14 protein-coding genes are annotated in these 13,388 nt (G+C 70.6%); 11 read left to right on the top strand and 3 right to left on the bottom strand.

Features of this window, described 5'->3' with window-relative positions; translation table 11 throughout:
- The first annotated feature begins 34 nt into the window (after positions 1–34).
- From H295_RS0134455 to H295_RS0134475, 5 genes are all read left to right on the top strand, one after another.
- Positions 35–1,042 carry an ABC transporter permease gene (locus H295_RS0134455; RefSeq protein WP_020139913.1) on the top strand — a complete coding sequence of 336 codons (1,008 nt, stop codon included), beginning with the start codon at positions 35–37 and terminating at the stop codon, positions 1,040–1,042.
- The gene (locus H295_RS0134460; RefSeq protein ID WP_020139914.1) at positions 1,039–2,130 is read left to right on the top strand and encodes an ABC transporter ATP-binding protein; all 1,092 of its coding nucleotides are present in this window, start codon (positions 1,039–1,041) and stop codon (positions 2,128–2,130) included. The genes H295_RS0134455 and H295_RS0134460 overlap by 4 nt, the downstream gene beginning before the upstream one ends.
- A complete protein-coding gene (locus H295_RS44065) occupies positions 2,127–3,479 on the top strand; it encodes an ABC transporter ATP-binding protein (protein ID WP_043218439.1) in 1,353 nt (450 codons plus the stop codon). The genes H295_RS0134460 and H295_RS44065 overlap by 4 nt, the downstream gene beginning before the upstream one ends.
- 98 nt (positions 3,480–3,577) lie before the next feature.
- Positions 3,578–4,969, top strand: coding sequence for a M1 family metallopeptidase (locus H295_RS0134470; RefSeq protein ID WP_020139916.1), 1,392 nt, complete (start codon positions 3,578–3,580; stop codon positions 4,967–4,969).
- A 23-nt stretch (positions 4,970–4,992) separates the two neighbouring features.
- Complete coding sequence (locus H295_RS0134475; protein ID WP_020139917.1) at positions 4,993–5,649, top strand: trimeric intracellular cation channel family protein; 657 nt, start codon at positions 4,993–4,995, stop codon at positions 5,647–5,649.
- On the opposite strand, the gene H295_RS0134480 is transcribed toward H295_RS0134475, so the two are convergent.
- Positions 5,558–6,778 (bottom strand): alpha/beta hydrolase, encoded by a 1,221-nt coding sequence (locus tag H295_RS0134480; RefSeq protein ID WP_020139918.1) that lies wholly within the window; start codon positions 6,776–6,778, stop codon positions 5,558–5,560. The genes H295_RS0134475 and H295_RS0134480 overlap by 92 nt on opposite strands.
- A gap of 154 nt (positions 6,779–6,932) precedes the next feature.
- Between H295_RS0134480 and H295_RS0134485 the strand changes: the two genes are divergently transcribed.
- The gene (locus H295_RS0134485) at positions 6,933–7,787 is read left to right on the top strand and encodes a thioesterase family protein (protein WP_020139919.1); all 855 of its coding nucleotides are present in this window, start codon (positions 6,933–6,935) and stop codon (positions 7,785–7,787) included.
- A 105-nt stretch (positions 7,788–7,892) separates the two neighbouring features.
- Complete coding sequence (locus H295_RS0134490) at positions 7,893–8,885, top strand: helix-turn-helix transcriptional regulator (RefSeq protein ID WP_020139920.1); 993 nt, start codon at positions 7,893–7,895, stop codon at positions 8,883–8,885.
- 98 nt (positions 8,886–8,983) lie between these two features.
- On the opposite strand, the gene H295_RS0134495 is transcribed toward H295_RS0134490, so the two are convergent.
- Entirely contained in the window at positions 8,984–9,610 is a 627-nt protein-coding gene (locus tag H295_RS0134495) for a TetR family transcriptional regulator (RefSeq protein WP_020139921.1), read from the bottom strand.
- Between the two features lie 157 nt (positions 9,611–9,767).
- Between H295_RS0134495 and H295_RS47655 the strand changes: the two genes are divergently transcribed.
- From H295_RS47655 to H295_RS0134510, 3 genes are all read left to right on the top strand, one after another.
- A complete protein-coding gene (locus H295_RS47655; RefSeq protein WP_020139922.1) occupies positions 9,768–9,932 on the top strand; it encodes a hypothetical protein in 165 nt (54 codons plus the stop codon).
- Positions 9,933–9,967: 35 nt separating this feature from the next.
- A complete protein-coding gene (locus tag H295_RS0134505; RefSeq protein ID WP_020139923.1) occupies positions 9,968–10,234 on the top strand; it encodes a hypothetical protein in 267 nt (88 codons plus the stop codon).
- Between the two features lie 66 nt (positions 10,235–10,300).
- The gene (locus H295_RS0134510) at positions 10,301–11,470 is read left to right on the top strand and encodes a cysteine desulfurase family protein (RefSeq protein ID WP_020139924.1); all 1,170 of its coding nucleotides are present in this window, start codon (positions 10,301–10,303) and stop codon (positions 11,468–11,470) included.
- 39 nt (positions 11,471–11,509) lie between these two features.
- On the opposite strand, the gene H295_RS0134515 is transcribed toward H295_RS0134510, so the two are convergent.
- Positions 11,510–12,181, bottom strand: coding sequence for an N-acetylmuramoyl-L-alanine amidase (locus H295_RS0134515; protein WP_020139925.1), 672 nt, complete (start codon positions 12,179–12,181; stop codon positions 11,510–11,512).
- Positions 12,182–12,240: 59 nt separating this feature from the next.
- Here H295_RS0134515 and mnmA point away from each other — a divergent pair, with 59 nt between their 5' ends.
- Positions 12,241–13,365, top strand: a complete 1,125-nt coding sequence (mnmA, locus tag H295_RS0134520) for a tRNA 2-thiouridine(34) synthase MnmA (protein WP_028810013.1) — start codon at positions 12,241–12,243, stop codon at positions 13,363–13,365.
- The last annotated feature ends 23 nt before the right edge of the window (positions 13,366–13,388 follow it).

Consider the following 13,388-nt stretch of genomic DNA (forward strand, 5'->3'; position numbering starts at 1 on the left):
GCTTCGCGGCCCACGGGCACCAGCGCCGATCCCCGTGATCTCGTACATCCTCCGTCGGACGTTCGCGGCAGTGATCCTGCTGCTGGTCGTCACCGCGGTCACCTTCGCGATCTTCTTCCTGCTGCCGCGGATGGCCGGCCAGACCGCCGACCAGCTCGCGCAGCAGTACCTGGGGAAGAGCCCGTCGAAGGCGGACATCCTCGCGGTCAAGCAGAACCTGGGTCTGGACGACCCCCTGTACCTCCAGTACTGGCACTTCATCAAGGGTGTCGTGTCCGGGGCCACCTACAACCTGGGTCCCACCACCGCGCACTGCGACGCACCGTGCTTCGGCTACTCCTTCAAGACCCACGAGGCGGTCTGGCCGCAGCTCACCTCGCGCATCCCCGTGACCGCGTCGCTGGCCCTCGGTGCCGCCGTGCTGTGGCTGGTCTCCGGTGTCGTGATCGGTGTGATCTCCGCGCTCAAGCCCGGCAGCTTCTTCGACCGCAGCTTCATGGGTGTCGCGCTCGCCGGTGTCTCGCTGCCCATGTTCTTCACGGGCAACCTGGCGCTGCTGCTCTTCACCTACCAGTGGCCGATCTTCGGCCGCACCTATGTGCCGTTCACGGAGAACCCGGCCCAGTGGGCCAACACGCTCTTCCCGGCCTGGTGCTCGCTCGCCCTGCTGTACTCCGCCATCTACGCGCGGCTGACCCGTTCGGGCATGCTGGAGACGATGAACGAGGACTTCATCCGCACGGCCCGCGCCAAGGGCCTGCGCGAGCGCAACGTGGTCGGCCGGCACGGCCTGCGGGCCGCGCTGACGCCGATCATCACCGTGTTCGGCATGGACCTGGGTCTGCTGCTCGGCGGTGCCGTCATCACCGAGACCGTGTTCTCGCTGCCCGGCATCGGCCAGTACGCGGTCCAGGGCATCACCGACAACGACCTGCCCCCGATCCTCGGCGTCACCCTGCTGGCCGCCATCTTCGTCGTAGTCGCAAATCTCCTGGTGGACCTGTTGTACGCCGCCGCCGACCCGCGGGTGAGGCTCTCGTGACCGAACTCTCCAAGACCGGCGCCGCCCTGGGCGAGCCCGCGCCCGGCAACGCTCCCGACGCCTTCCTCGCGGTCCGCGACCTCAAGGTGCACTTCCCGACCGACGACGGCCTGGTCAAGTCCGTCGACGGGCTCAGCTTCGAGGTGGAGAAGGGCAAGACCCTCTGCATCGTCGGCGAGTCCGGCTCCGGCAAGTCCGTCACCTCGCTGGCGATCATGGGCCTGCACCGGCTCGGGGCACGCGGCAAGAACGTGCAGATGTCCGGCGAGATCTGGCTGGGCGGCAAGGAACTGGTCTCCGCCGACCCGGACGAGGTGCGTCGACTGCGCGGCCGCGAGATGGCGATGATCTTCCAGGACCCGCTGTCCGCGATGCACCCGTACTACACGATCGGCAGCCAGATCGTGGAGGCGTACCGGGTCCACCACGACGTCAACAAGAAGACCGCGCGCAAGCGTGCGATCGAGATGCTCGACCGGGTCGGCATCCCCGAGCCGAACAAGCGCGTGGACGGCTACCCGCACGAGTTCTCCGGCGGTATGCGCCAGCGCGCGATGATCGCCATGGCGCTGGTCAACAACCCCGAGCTGCTCATCGCGGACGAGCCGACGACCGCCCTCGACGTCACCGTCCAGGCGCAGATCCTCGACCTGATCCGCGACCTCCAGAAGGAGTTCGGCTCCGCGGTCGTCCTCATCACCCACGACCTGGGTGTGGTCGCCGAGATCGCCGACGACGTCCTCGTGATGTACGGCGGCCGGTGCGTGGAGCGCGGCAGCGTCGACGACGTCTTCGAGCGCCCGCAGCACCCGTACACCTGGGGTCTGCTGGGCTCGATGCCGCGCATCGACCGGGAGACCTCCGAGCGGCTCATCCCCGTCAAGGGTCAGCCGCCGAGCCTCATCAACGTCCCCTCGGGCTGCGCCTTCCACCCCCGCTGCCCGTACGCGGACATCCCCAAGGGCGATGTCACCCGTACCGTGCGCCCGGAGCTCCAGCAGGTCGGCGGCGGGCACTTCTCCGCGTGCCACCTCTCGCCGGAGGACCGCACGCGGATCTGGACCGAAGAGATTGCGCCGAAGCTGTGAGTGAGACGAAGAAGACGGATGCGGATGTGAGCACCGCCCCCGACGAGCGCGAGGTGCTGCTCAAGGTCGAGGGGCTGCAGAAGCATTTCCCGATCCGTAAGGGCGTGCTCCAGCGCCAGGTCGGCGCGGTCAAGGCGGTCGACGGCATCGACTTCGAGGTCCGCAAGGGCGAGACGCTCGGCGTGGTCGGCGAGTCGGGCTGCGGCAAGTCGACCATGGGCCGGGTCATCACCCGTCTCCAGGAACCGACCGGCGGCTCGATCCACTTCGAGGGCCAGGACATCACGCGGCTGAAGCCGGCCGGGATGCGTCCGCTGCGGCGGGACATCCAGATGATCTTCCAGGACCCGTACGGCTCCCTGAACCCCCGCCACACCATCGGCGGAATCGTCTCGGCACCCTTCCGCCTCCAGGGCGTGGAGCCCGAGGGCGGGGTGAAGAAGGAGGTCCAGCGCCTTCTGGAGCTGGTCGGCCTGAGCCCCGAGCACTACAACCGCTACCCGCACGAGTTCTCCGGCGGTCAGCGCCAGCGCATCGGCATCGCCCGCGCGCTCGCCCTGAAGCCGAAGCTGGTGGTGGCCGACGAGCCGGTGTCGGCCCTCGACGTGTCGATCCAGGCGCAGGTCGTGAACCTGATGGACGACCTCCAGGACGAGCTCGGCCTGACGTACGTGATCATCGCGCACGACCTCTCGGTGGTCCGGCATGTCTCGGACCGCATCGCGGTGATGTACCTCGGCAAGATCGTCGAACTCGCCGACCGGACCTCGCTGTACGAGGCGCCGATGCACCCGTACACCAAGGCCCTGATGTCGGCGGTCCCGGTGCCCGACCCGAAGCGCCGGGGCGCCAAGTCCGAGCGCATCCTGCTGCGCGGTGACGTCCCGTCCCCGATCTCCCCGCCCTCCGGCTGCCGTTTCCACACGCGCTGCTGGAAGGCCACGGAGATCTGCAAGACGACGGAGCCGCAGCTGATCGAGCTGCGCCCGGGCCAGCGGGTGGCCTGCCACCACCCGGAGAACTTCGCGGACCAGGCCCCGCAGGACACGGTCCTGCTGTCGGTGGCCAAGGAGGCGGCCTCGCTGGTCGCCGACGAGGTCCTGGCCGAGTCGGCGGAGACGTCGGCGGCGGAGGTGGCTTCGCCGCCGACGGCCGAGGTGGCCGACACGGAGGCGTCCGAGGAGGTTCCGGAGAGGCCCGAGGCAGAGGTCACGAAGACGGGCCCTGGCGCCAAGACCGAGGACCAGTCGGCCAACTCAGGGGCGCGGGGAACTGCGCGACCAGCCCCCACCGAGCCGCAGCCGACCGACGAACCGGAAGACCCCCGTCAGGAGTCAACCGACAAGTAAGGCATGACGAGTTGGCAAAGTCATGCACATGCCCGAACGGGAGAGTGAAGAGTCGTTCCTGTCCGACTTATCGGTACAGGCTCGAAAGGGACGACACCATGAGACTCTCCCGTTCGGCACGCTTAGGAGCCGTCGCGACCGCGGCGGCTTCCTTCTTTGTCATCGCGGCCGCCCCGGGCCCGAAACCCGGCGCCCCCGGCATCGGCGACCCCTATTTCCCGAACCTCGGCAACGGCGGCTACGACGCCCGCCACTACACCCTCGACGTGGCGTACAACCCGGACACCGACCGCCTGGACGGCCGTACGACCCTCACCGCCCGGGCCGGCCAGAACCTCTCCTCCTTCGACCTGGACCTGCAGAAACTGGAGGTCACCAGAGTCGAAGTGAACGGAAGACAGGCCCAGTTCACCCGCGACGGCGACGAGATCCGGATCACCCCACGTCAATCCCTGCGCAAGGGAAGCGACTTCACGGTGGCCGTCACCTACGGAGGGGTCCCCGAACCCCTCAACGGCCCCATCGTCTTCGGCTCCGACTACGGCTGGATGAAGACCCCCGACGGCGTCTTCGTCGCCTGTGAACCCAACGCCGCCTCCACCTGGTTCCCCTCCAGCGACCACCCCTCCGACAAGGCCACCTACGACATCCGCATCAAGACCCCCAAGGGCCTGACGGCGGTCTCCAACGGCCGGCTCGTGTCGACGTACGACAAGGGCGGTTCGACGTACACCCACTGGCGCGAGAAGAAGCCCATGGCGACCTATCTCGCGACCGCCACCATCGGGAAGTTCGACGTCCGTACCGGGAAGACCCCCGGCGGCATCCCCATCTACACCGCCATCGACCCGGTGCTGGAGAACAGCAACAGCGTCGATGTGTACGGCGTCACCGCCGAGGCCACCGACTACTGGTCGCAGGTCTTCGGGCCGTACCCCTTCGAGGAGACCGGCGCGATCGTCGACGACATGCCGCAGGCCGGGTTCTCGCTGGAGGTGCAGTCCAAGCCGGCCTACTCGGCCGTGCGCAACGAGACGACGATCGTGCACGAACTGGCCCACCAGTGGTTCGGCGACAGCGTCTCCGTCGAGCAGTGGAAGGACATCTGGCTCAACGAGGGCTTCGCCACCTACGCCCAGTGGCTGTGGGCCGAGCACCGGGGCACCCGCAGCGCCCATGACTCCTTCCTCGCCGGCTACGACTCCCGCCCCGCCGACAGCGCCTTCTGGCAGATCACCGTCGGCGACCCGCAGCGCGACACCATGTTCGCGTCCGCGGTCTACCAGCGCGGTGCGATGACCCTCCAGGTGCTGCGCGAACGCATCGGCGACACGGCGTTCTTCAAGCTCCTGCCGGCCTGGACGACACTGCACCGCTACGGCAACGCCGACACCGCCGACTTCGTCCGGCTCGCCGAGAAGATCAGTGGGCAGCAGCTCGACGACCTGTTCAGCACCTGGCTCTTCACGAAGGGCAAGCCCGCCCTCTGAGAGCCACTGCGCAACAATGCGGTGTGCTCCAGCAACTGTTCAGTCCCTCCGTCCAGCACACGCTCGACCTCGTCGGCATCTTCGTGTTCGCGATCTCCGGCGCGCTGCTGGCCGTCCGCAAGAACTTCGACGTCTTCGGCATCGCCGTCCTCGCCGAGGTCACCGCGCTGGGCGGAGGGCTGTTCCGGGACCTGATCATCGGCGCGGTGCCGCCTGCCGCCTTCACGGATCTCGGCTACTTCCTCACCCCGCTGCTCGCCGCCCTCCTGGTCTTCTTCCTGCACCCGCACGTGGAGCGCATCCAGGTCGGCGTGAACGTCTTCGACGCGGCCGGCCTCGGCCTGTTCTGCGTCGCCGGGACGACCAAGGCGTACGAGTACGGGCTCGGCCTCACCCAGTCGGCGACCCTCGGCCTCGCGACCGCCGTCGGCGGCGGTGTGCTGCGGGATGTGCTCGCCAACGAGGTGCCCTCGCTGCTGCGCTGGGACCGCGACCTGTACGCGGTCCCGGCGATCGTCGGCGCCACCATGGTCGTGCTGTGCATCCGCTACGACACCCTCACCCCGTTCACCAGCGGCCTCGCGGCACTCACGGCTTTCGTACTGCGCCTGCTCGCGATGAGGTTCCACTGGCGAGCGCCGCGGGCGTGGAACCGGCGTTCGACCGTACGTGACGAGTAGCCCCGGGCCGGCCGTGCAGCAGGCCCATCTCCTCGGTCAGCCAGAGGAAGGACGGCACCACCTGAGGCCGCCACAGCGCCATGTTGTGGCCGCCCGCGCTCTTCGGGATGTAGACGACGTGCACGGTCGTCGGCGCCTTCGCGACCTGTTCCAGGCCCATCGCCGCCTCGTAGCCGTCGCCCGGCTGGCCGGACTCGTAGAGCGCTATGGCGGGCGGGGTGCGGGTGTCGCGCAGCAGCACGTAGGGGTTGTTGGCGCGGCGCAGGGCGGGTGTCTCGGAGGCCAGCGAGTTGCGCTCGCCGATCGGGTCGTTGTACCCCGACATGCTGATCGCGGCCATGTAGCGGTCGGGGTGCGCGACGGCGAGCTTGGTGGCGCAGTGCCCGCCCGCCGAGTACCCGGCCACCGCCCAGCCCGTGGGACCGGTCTGGGCCCGGAAGTTGTCGGTGACCATCTTCGGCACGTCGACGCTGAGCCAGGTGTCCGCGTTGACCGTCCCGGTGATGTTGGCGCACCCGGTGTCCACCCCGGCCAGCAGGTTCATCCGCGGGGCGATCAGGATGAACGGCGCCACCCGGCCCGTGCGCATGAGCGGCGCCAGCTGGTTGACCGCGTGCAGCGACCCGAACCAGGCCTTCGCGGAGCCCGGGTAACCCGACAGCAGCTCCACCACGGGGAACTTGTGGTGCCGGTAGGCGGGCTCGGTGTACTGCGGCGGCAGCCAGGCGTAGACCTCGGCGTTCACCCCCGACACCCGGCCCTTGAGCTGGGTCACCCGCACGCCCTTCATGCCGGGCCCGGAGGCGTTCGTGAAGTGCTGCCTGACCCTGGGCAGCCGTTTCAGCGAGATGCCGCCGGTGCCGTCGGCGCCGAGGTTCGCGGCCTGCTGGACGTGGTTGCCGGTGCCGATCAGGTCGGCCCAGTTGTCGTACAGGTTGTTCTGGTTGTTGACCAGCACGAAGACGAGGGCGACCGCCGTGCCCTGGGCGAAGAGCACCATCAGCAGCCTGCCCGCGGCCCGCAGGGCTCGTGGCCCCTTGATCCGCGACCACAGGGCGAGCGGAAGCGCGACGGCGACGACGGACAGCACGATCAGCGTGTAGAGGAACGCGGTCCCGGTGAGGCTCATGTCCCTGTAGAGGGGCGGGTCGGGGGATCGGTTTACGGGTGTGTACGGACGCTTACCTGGAAATTGCCCTGGTCTCACCTGAGGATCGGCTGTGTTCAAGCGCCGGAAACATAGAAAGCTACCGCTTAGTAGTTAGTTGTTGTACCGTTCAGCCATGCCAGAAGCAGCCTCCGACACCCGTGCCGCGATCGGCGACAGCGAGTTCGACCGGGACACCGCGGTCACCCGCCGCGCCCCCGGCGTCTACGACATCGACCTCTCCGCGGGCTGGACGATCATCAGCGCCGTCAACGGCGGCTACCTCCTGGCGGTCCTGGGTCGCGCCCTCGCGGACACCCTGCCGCACCCCGACCCGTTCACCATCTCCGCGCACTACCTGACCGCCTCCCAGCCCGGCCCCGCGGTGATCCGCACGGACGTGGTCCGCACCGGCCGCACCCTCTCCACCGGCCAGGCCTCGCTCTTCCAGTACGACGAGCAGGGCGCCGAGGTCGAGCGCATCCGCGTCCTCGCCTCCTACGGCGACCTCGACGCCCTCCCCGACGACGTCCGTACGACGGCGAAGCCGCCGGCGTTCCCGCCGATGGACCAGTGCTTCGGCCCCGAGGACGGCCCTGCCCCCGTCGAGGGCAGCTCGGCCATCACCGACCGGCTGATGCTCAAGCTGGACCCCTCGACCCTGGGCTGGGCCCTCGGCGCGCCGTCCGGCAGGGGCGAGATGCGCGCCTGGTTCGGGCTCGCCGACGGCCGGGACGCCGATCCTCTCTCGCTGCTCCTCGCGGTGGACGCGCTGCCGCCGACCGCGTTCGAGATCGGCCTCAGCGGCTGGGTGCCCACGGTCGAACTCACCGTGCACGTACGCTGCCGCCCCGCCCCGGGCCCCGTGCGCGTCTCCCTCACCACCCGCAACCTCGCGGGCGGCTTCCTGGAGGAGGACGCCGAGGTCTGGGACAGCGCGGACCGGCTGGTGGCGCAGTCGCGGCAGCTGGCCCGGGTGCGGCTGGGCTGAGAGGGCCGGGCCCGGCGCGGACCGCGACGCGGGCGGACGCGCCGACGGCACGACCGAGCGGGGTGCGGACGTCGTACTGCGCGCACGGCGCGGGATCCTGGCCGGGTGAAGTCCGACCGTCTTCTGTCGATCCTGCTGCTCCTCCAGGCCCGCGGCCGGGTGCCCGCACACGAACTCGCCGCCCGCCTCGAGGTGTCCGTCCGCACGATCTACCGGGACGTGGAGGCCCTGTCCGCCTCCGGTGTCCCGGTCTACGCCGAGCGCGGCCGGTACGGCGGCATCGAACTGCTGGCCGGTTTCCGCACCGACGTCACGGGCCTGACCGCCGACGAGTCCCGCGCGCTGTTCGTCCTCGCCGCCCAGGGCGCCCACGCGGCCCTCGGCCTGGACTCCGCCCTCGGCTCGGCCCTGCGCAAGGTGATGGCCGCGCTGCCCGCCCCGCACCGTCCGGCCGCCGAGGTCACCGCCCGCCGCGTCCTGGTCGACGCCACCCGCTGGAAGGGCGGACCCCGTCCCGCCGTCGACCTCGACGTGTTGCAGGACGCCGTCTTCACCGACCGCCGGCTGCGGCTGCGGTACCGCCACAGCGGCGAGCGCGCGACCCGGACGTACACCGTCGATCCCTACGGTCTCGTCGCCAAGGCGGGCGTCTGGTACCTGGTGGCCGACCGGCGCGGCCTCCCGAGGCTGTTCCGCGCCGACCGGGTGCGTTCGGCGACCGTGCTGGACGACCCCGTGCGGCGGCGGACCGGTGTCGAACTCGCCGACGTCTGGGAGGTGTTGCGCCGCCGGGTCGAGGAGCGTCCCGCCGGTGTCGACGTCACCGTGCGGGTCCGCCGCGACCGACTCGACCTGTTCCGGCGACTGATGACGCCGTATCTGACGGAACTCCCGGACGGTGACGGGGACGGGGACGGAGGCGGTGACGGCGAGGGGGACGGAAAGCGCGGGTGGGTGACGGTGCGGCTGGTGTTCGGCGCCGTCGCCGAGGCCCGCCACCTCCTGATGTTCTCCGACCGGGTGGAGGTGCTCGAGCCGCCCGAGGTGCGCGCGGAGGTGGCAGCGGCGGCCGCCGCCGTCACGGACCTGTACCGGTGAGGAGGCGAGGGACCGGGCTGGTGCTTGTGAAGCGGGTGCGTCCACCAGGACAGCGGCACCTCGGGGCGGCCGAACCGTCCCCGGGGGCCGCGTGCGGGTCAGTCCAGCCAGTGGTGGCGGCCGGTGCTGATCAACCGCATCTGCCGCTGGGCCACCTGGGCCACCCGGGCGCGCTCCTCGTCCGAGGCCTCCTGCGCCTCCAGGAACAGGGAGGCCGTGATCAGCATCTGGTCGACGTAGAGGTTGGCCAGCATGAGCAGGTCGTCGTCGCTCCAGCCCTCCGACACGGGGTCCTTGGCCAGCTCCTCCTTCACCTCCTGGCCGAAACGGGCCAGTTGGTCGCGTATGGCCTCCCGTACCGGCTGAACTCCGCCATGTCGTTCGCGGGCGATGAAACGGACGTGAGCGGGGTACGCGTGTACATGGCCGGCGATCAACTTGATGGCGCGCTCGATGCGTTGACCGTGGTCGTCGACCGTGGACACCGTCGTCCGAATCATGGGGTGCAGGCTGCCCAGCGCCTCCTCGACCAGGGCCACGCCGAGATCCGCGATGGAGCGGAAGTGGCGGTAGAAGGCGGTCGGGGCGACGCCCACGGCACGCGTGACCTCGCGCAGACCCAGGCTGCTCAGGCTCTGTTCCTCCAGCAGGCCGAGCGCCGCGTCCAGGAGCGACTGCCGGGTCTTCTGTTTCTGTGCCTGCCGGATGCCGAGGGTGTGACTCATGTCATCCAGTTAACAACTGTTCTCCGTAATTGGAAAGCCGCCCAGCGCGCTAGACTCTGGAGTCAGTGAACAACTGTAACTACAACTGTTCACCCAAATGTAACGCCCCGCGTAACACCCCATGCCACGACCGCCGTACCGGAGGGGGATCCGTCCCATGCTGTTCCTCGTCGCCGCACTCATGCTGCTCGGCGTCGTCCTGGGCACCGTCGCCCACGCGCCGTTCACCTTCACCGCCGTCGCCGCCGCCGTGATCGCGGTCTGGCTGGGCATCTTCGCGCTCCGCGAGCGCCACGCCCGCCGCCGCACCCCGTCCCACTGACCGCCGCCCCGCCGTCCCCAGGAGCACTGATTCCCATGCAGCTCACCGCGCAGGCCAGTCCCCGCACCGGTGCCCGTGATGCCGACGGCATGGCCGTGGCGTCCTTCGTCCTCGGCCTCCTCGGCCTTCTCGTCCTCAACGTCTTCCTCGGCCCGATCGCCATCGTCCTGGCCTCGGTGGCCCTGTGGCGCGGCACCGCCCGCCGCGGCCGCGCGTACCTGGGCCTCGGTCTCGGTGTCGCCGACCTGCTGGTCCTGGTGGCCTTCATGCAGCTGGACAGCACGCCGTCCTGGAGCTTCTGAGCCCGCCGCCACCGTCCGGTCCTGGCCTGAGGGTGCTCAGCCGCGACCCGTAGAATCGGCGTCACCATGGCATACCTCGACCACGCCGCGACCACGCCGATGCTTCCCGAGGCGGTCGAGGCGCTCAGCGCCCACCTCGGCGTCACCGGCAACGCCTCTTCCCTCCACGCATCCGGCCGCAAGGCCCGGCGCACGGTCGAGGAATCCCGCGAGACCCTCGCGGAGGCGCTCGGTGCCCGCCCCAGCGAAATCGTCTTCACCTCCGGCGGGACGGAGGCCGACAACCTCGCCGTGAAGGGCCTGTACTGGTCCCGGCGGGACGCGGACCCCGCAAGGACGCGGGTCCTCGCCAGCCCCGTCGAACACCACGCCGTCCTCGACGCCGTCCACTGGCTGGCCGAGCACGAGGGCGCCACCGTCGAGTACCTCCCCGTCGACAAGCACGGCCGGGTCCACCCCGACGCCCTGCGCGCGGCCATCGACCAAAACCCCGGCGATGTCGCCCTGGCCACGGTCATGTGGGCCAACAACGAGATCGGCACCGTGCTGCCGGTCCGCGAACTCGCCGAGGTCGCCGCGGAGTCCGGCGTCCCGCTGCACGCCGACGCGGTCCAGGCCTTCGGCCAGGTGCCCGTCGACTTCGCCGCCTCCGGCCTCGCCGCGATGACCGTCTCCGGCCACAAGATCGGCGGCCCGTACGGCATCGGAGCCCTGGTCCTCGGCCGCGAGTGGACCCCCGTCCCCGTCCTGCACGGCGGCGGCCAGGAGCGCCACGTCCGCTCCGGCACCCTCGACGTCCCCGCCATCGCCTCCTTCGCGGTGGCCGGCCGCCTCGCCGCCCAACAGCGCGAGTGGTTCGCCGCGGAGATCGGCGCCCTGCGCGACGCCCTGGTCGAAGCGGTCCGTACGGCGGTCCCGGACGCCATCCTCGGCGGCGACCCGGAACCGGGGGGCCGGCTTCCGGCCAACGCCCACTTCACCTTCCCCGGCTGCGAGGGCGACTCCCTGCTCCTCCTCCTGGACGCCCAGGGCATCGAGTGCTCCACCGGCTCCGCCTGCACCGCCGGTGTCGCCCAGCCCAGCCATGTCCTGCTGGCCACCGGTACCGACCCCGACCTGGCCCGCGGCACCCTGCGCTTCTCCCTCGGCCACACCTCCACCGAGACGGACGTCGAGGCGGTCGCCAAGGCCATCGGCCCCGCCGTGGAACGGGCCCGCGCGGCAGGCCTCACCTGACGCTCCCGCGCCGGGGTGCCGGGTGCGGGAACCGGGGGTTCACGCCCGCGTGAGGGCCTGCCCGGCCTGCCGGACCAGCTTCATGTACCGGTCCCAGTCCCAGTGCCTGCCCGGATCGGTGTGGTCCGTCCCCGGCACCTCCACGTGCCCGATGATGTGCTCCCGGTCGACGGGTATGCCGTACCGCGCGCATATCCCGGCGGTGAGCCGCGCCGAGGCCGCGTACATCTCGTCCGTGAAGTCCTCGGGCCGGTCCACGAAGCCCTCGTGCTCGATGCCCACGCTGCGTTCGTTGTAGGAGCGGTTGCCCGCGTGGTACGCCACGTCCAGCTCGCGGATCATCTGGGTGATCCGGCCGTCCTTGCCGACGATGTAGTGCGCTGCCGCGCCGTGGCCCGGGTCCTGGAACACCTTCACCGCGCTCGCGAAGCTGCCCTGGGTGACATGGACGACCACCATGTCTATGCCGTAGTCGTCGGGCCGGTCCGCGCGCCGCCAGTTCGCGTCGGAGGCCGCCACCCAGCGTGCGCCCCGGAAGTCCACCGCGCCTTCGACCCGCGGCTTCTCCACCCCCGGCGCCCGCCACCACAGCCGCGCCAGCTCGTCACGGGCCAGCACGGCCGAGCCCACCGCGGCCGCCGTCCCGCCGACGAGCAGCGCCCGGCGCCCGATCCGCCGGTCGGTGTCCCTGGAACCCTCTGTCGCCCCCATGTGATCGTCAACGGATACCCGGCGGCCCCGGTTCCCGCGCCCCGTACTCTTGAAGGGTTATGACTGACACCACGCAGCGCCCCCTTCGCGTTCTCGCCGCCATGTCCGGAGGAGTGGACTCCGCCGTCGCCGCCGCCCGTGCCGCCGAAGCCGGCCATGACGTGACCGGCGTCCACCTCGCTCTCTCCGCGAACCCGCAATCGTTCCGCACGGGCGCGCGTGGCTGTTGCACCATCGAGGACTCCCGCGACGCCCGCCGCGCGGCCGACGTCATCGGCATCCCGTTCTACGTCTGGGACCTCGCCGACCGGTTCCGCGAGGACGTCGTCGAGGACTTCGTCGCCGAGTACGAGGCCGGCCGCACCCCCAACCCCTGCCTGCGCTGCAACGAGAAGATCAAGTTCGCCGCGCTGCTCGACAAGGCGCTGGCGCTGGGCTTCGACGCGGTGTGCACCGGCCACTACGCGAAGGTGCTGGTGGGCGAGGACGGCTCGCGCGAGCTGCACCGCGCCTCCGACATGGCCAAGGACCAGTCCTACGTCCTCGGCGTGCTGGACGAGAAGCAGCTGGCGCACGCCCTGTTCCCGCTCGGCGACACCGTCACCACCAAGGACGAGATCCGCGCCGAGGCCGAGCGCCGGGGCCTCGCGGTCGCCAAGAAGCCCGACTCGCACGACATCTGCTTCATCGCCGACGGCGACACCCAGGGGTTCCTCGCGAATCGGCTGGGCAAGGCCGAGGGCGACATCGTCGACGAGTCCGGCGCGAAGATCGGTACCCACGAGGGCGCGTACGGCTTCACCATCGGCCAGCGCAAGGGGCTGCGGATCGGCACCCCGGCCGCCGACGGCAAGCCGCGCTACGTCCTCGACATCTCGCCGGTGAACAACACGGTCACGGTCGGCCCGGCCGCGGCCCTGGACGTCACCGCCCTGACCGCGATCAGGCCCCGCTGGTGCGGCACCGCCCCGGCCGGCCCCGGCACCTACACGGCCCAGCTCCGCGCCCACGGCGGCGAGACCGAGGTCACCGCTGAACTGGTGGACGGGGAGTTGCGGGTGTCCTTCGCCGAGCCGGTCCGCGGGGTGGCCCCCGGCCAGGCGATCGTCCTGTACGACGACACGCGCGTGGTGGGCTCGGCGACGATCGCGTCGACCACGCGCGCGGTGGCGGGAGTCGCCTGACCTTCCGCACGTGACGGCGGGAG

It is taken from the genome of Streptomyces sp. 351MFTsu5.1, assembly GCF_000383655.1.
In the GTDB taxonomy this organism is placed as follows: domain Bacteria; phylum Actinomycetota; class Actinomycetes; order Streptomycetales; family Streptomycetaceae; genus Streptomyces; species Streptomyces griseorubiginosus.

What these genes read in the sequence shown, in the direction of transcription:
- H295_RS0134480 (WP_020139918.1), bottom strand. Translation starts at nt 6,778, where the DNA reads ATGAGCCTCACCGGGACCGCGTTCCTCTACACGCTGATCGTGCTGTCC.
- H295_RS0134485 (WP_020139919.1), top strand. Translation starts at nt 6,933, where the DNA reads ATGCCAGAAGCAGCCTCCGACACCCGTGCCGCGATCGGCGACAGCGAG.
- H295_RS0134510 (WP_020139924.1), top strand. Translation starts at nt 10,301, where the DNA reads ATGGCATACCTCGACCACGCCGCGACCACGCCGATGCTTCCCGAGGCG.
- H295_RS0134505 (WP_020139923.1), top strand. Translation starts at nt 9,968, where the DNA reads ATGCAGCTCACCGCGCAGGCCAGTCCCCGCACCGGTGCCCGTGATGCC.
- H295_RS0134495 (WP_020139921.1), bottom strand. Translation starts at nt 9,610, where the DNA reads ATGAGTCACACCCTCGGCATCCGGCAGGCACAGAAACAGAAGACCCGG.
- H295_RS0134515 (WP_020139925.1), bottom strand. Translation starts at nt 12,181, where the DNA reads ATGGGGGCGACAGAGGGTTCCAGGGACACCGACCGGCGGATCGGGCGC.
- H295_RS47655 (WP_020139922.1), top strand. Translation starts at nt 9,768, where the DNA reads ATGCTGTTCCTCGTCGCCGCACTCATGCTGCTCGGCGTCGTCCTGGGC.
- H295_RS0134470 (WP_020139916.1), top strand. Translation starts at nt 3,578, where the DNA reads ATGAGACTCTCCCGTTCGGCACGCTTAGGAGCCGTCGCGACCGCGGCG.
- mnmA (WP_028810013.1), top strand. Translation starts at nt 12,241, where the DNA reads ATGACTGACACCACGCAGCGCCCCCTTCGCGTTCTCGCCGCCATGTCC.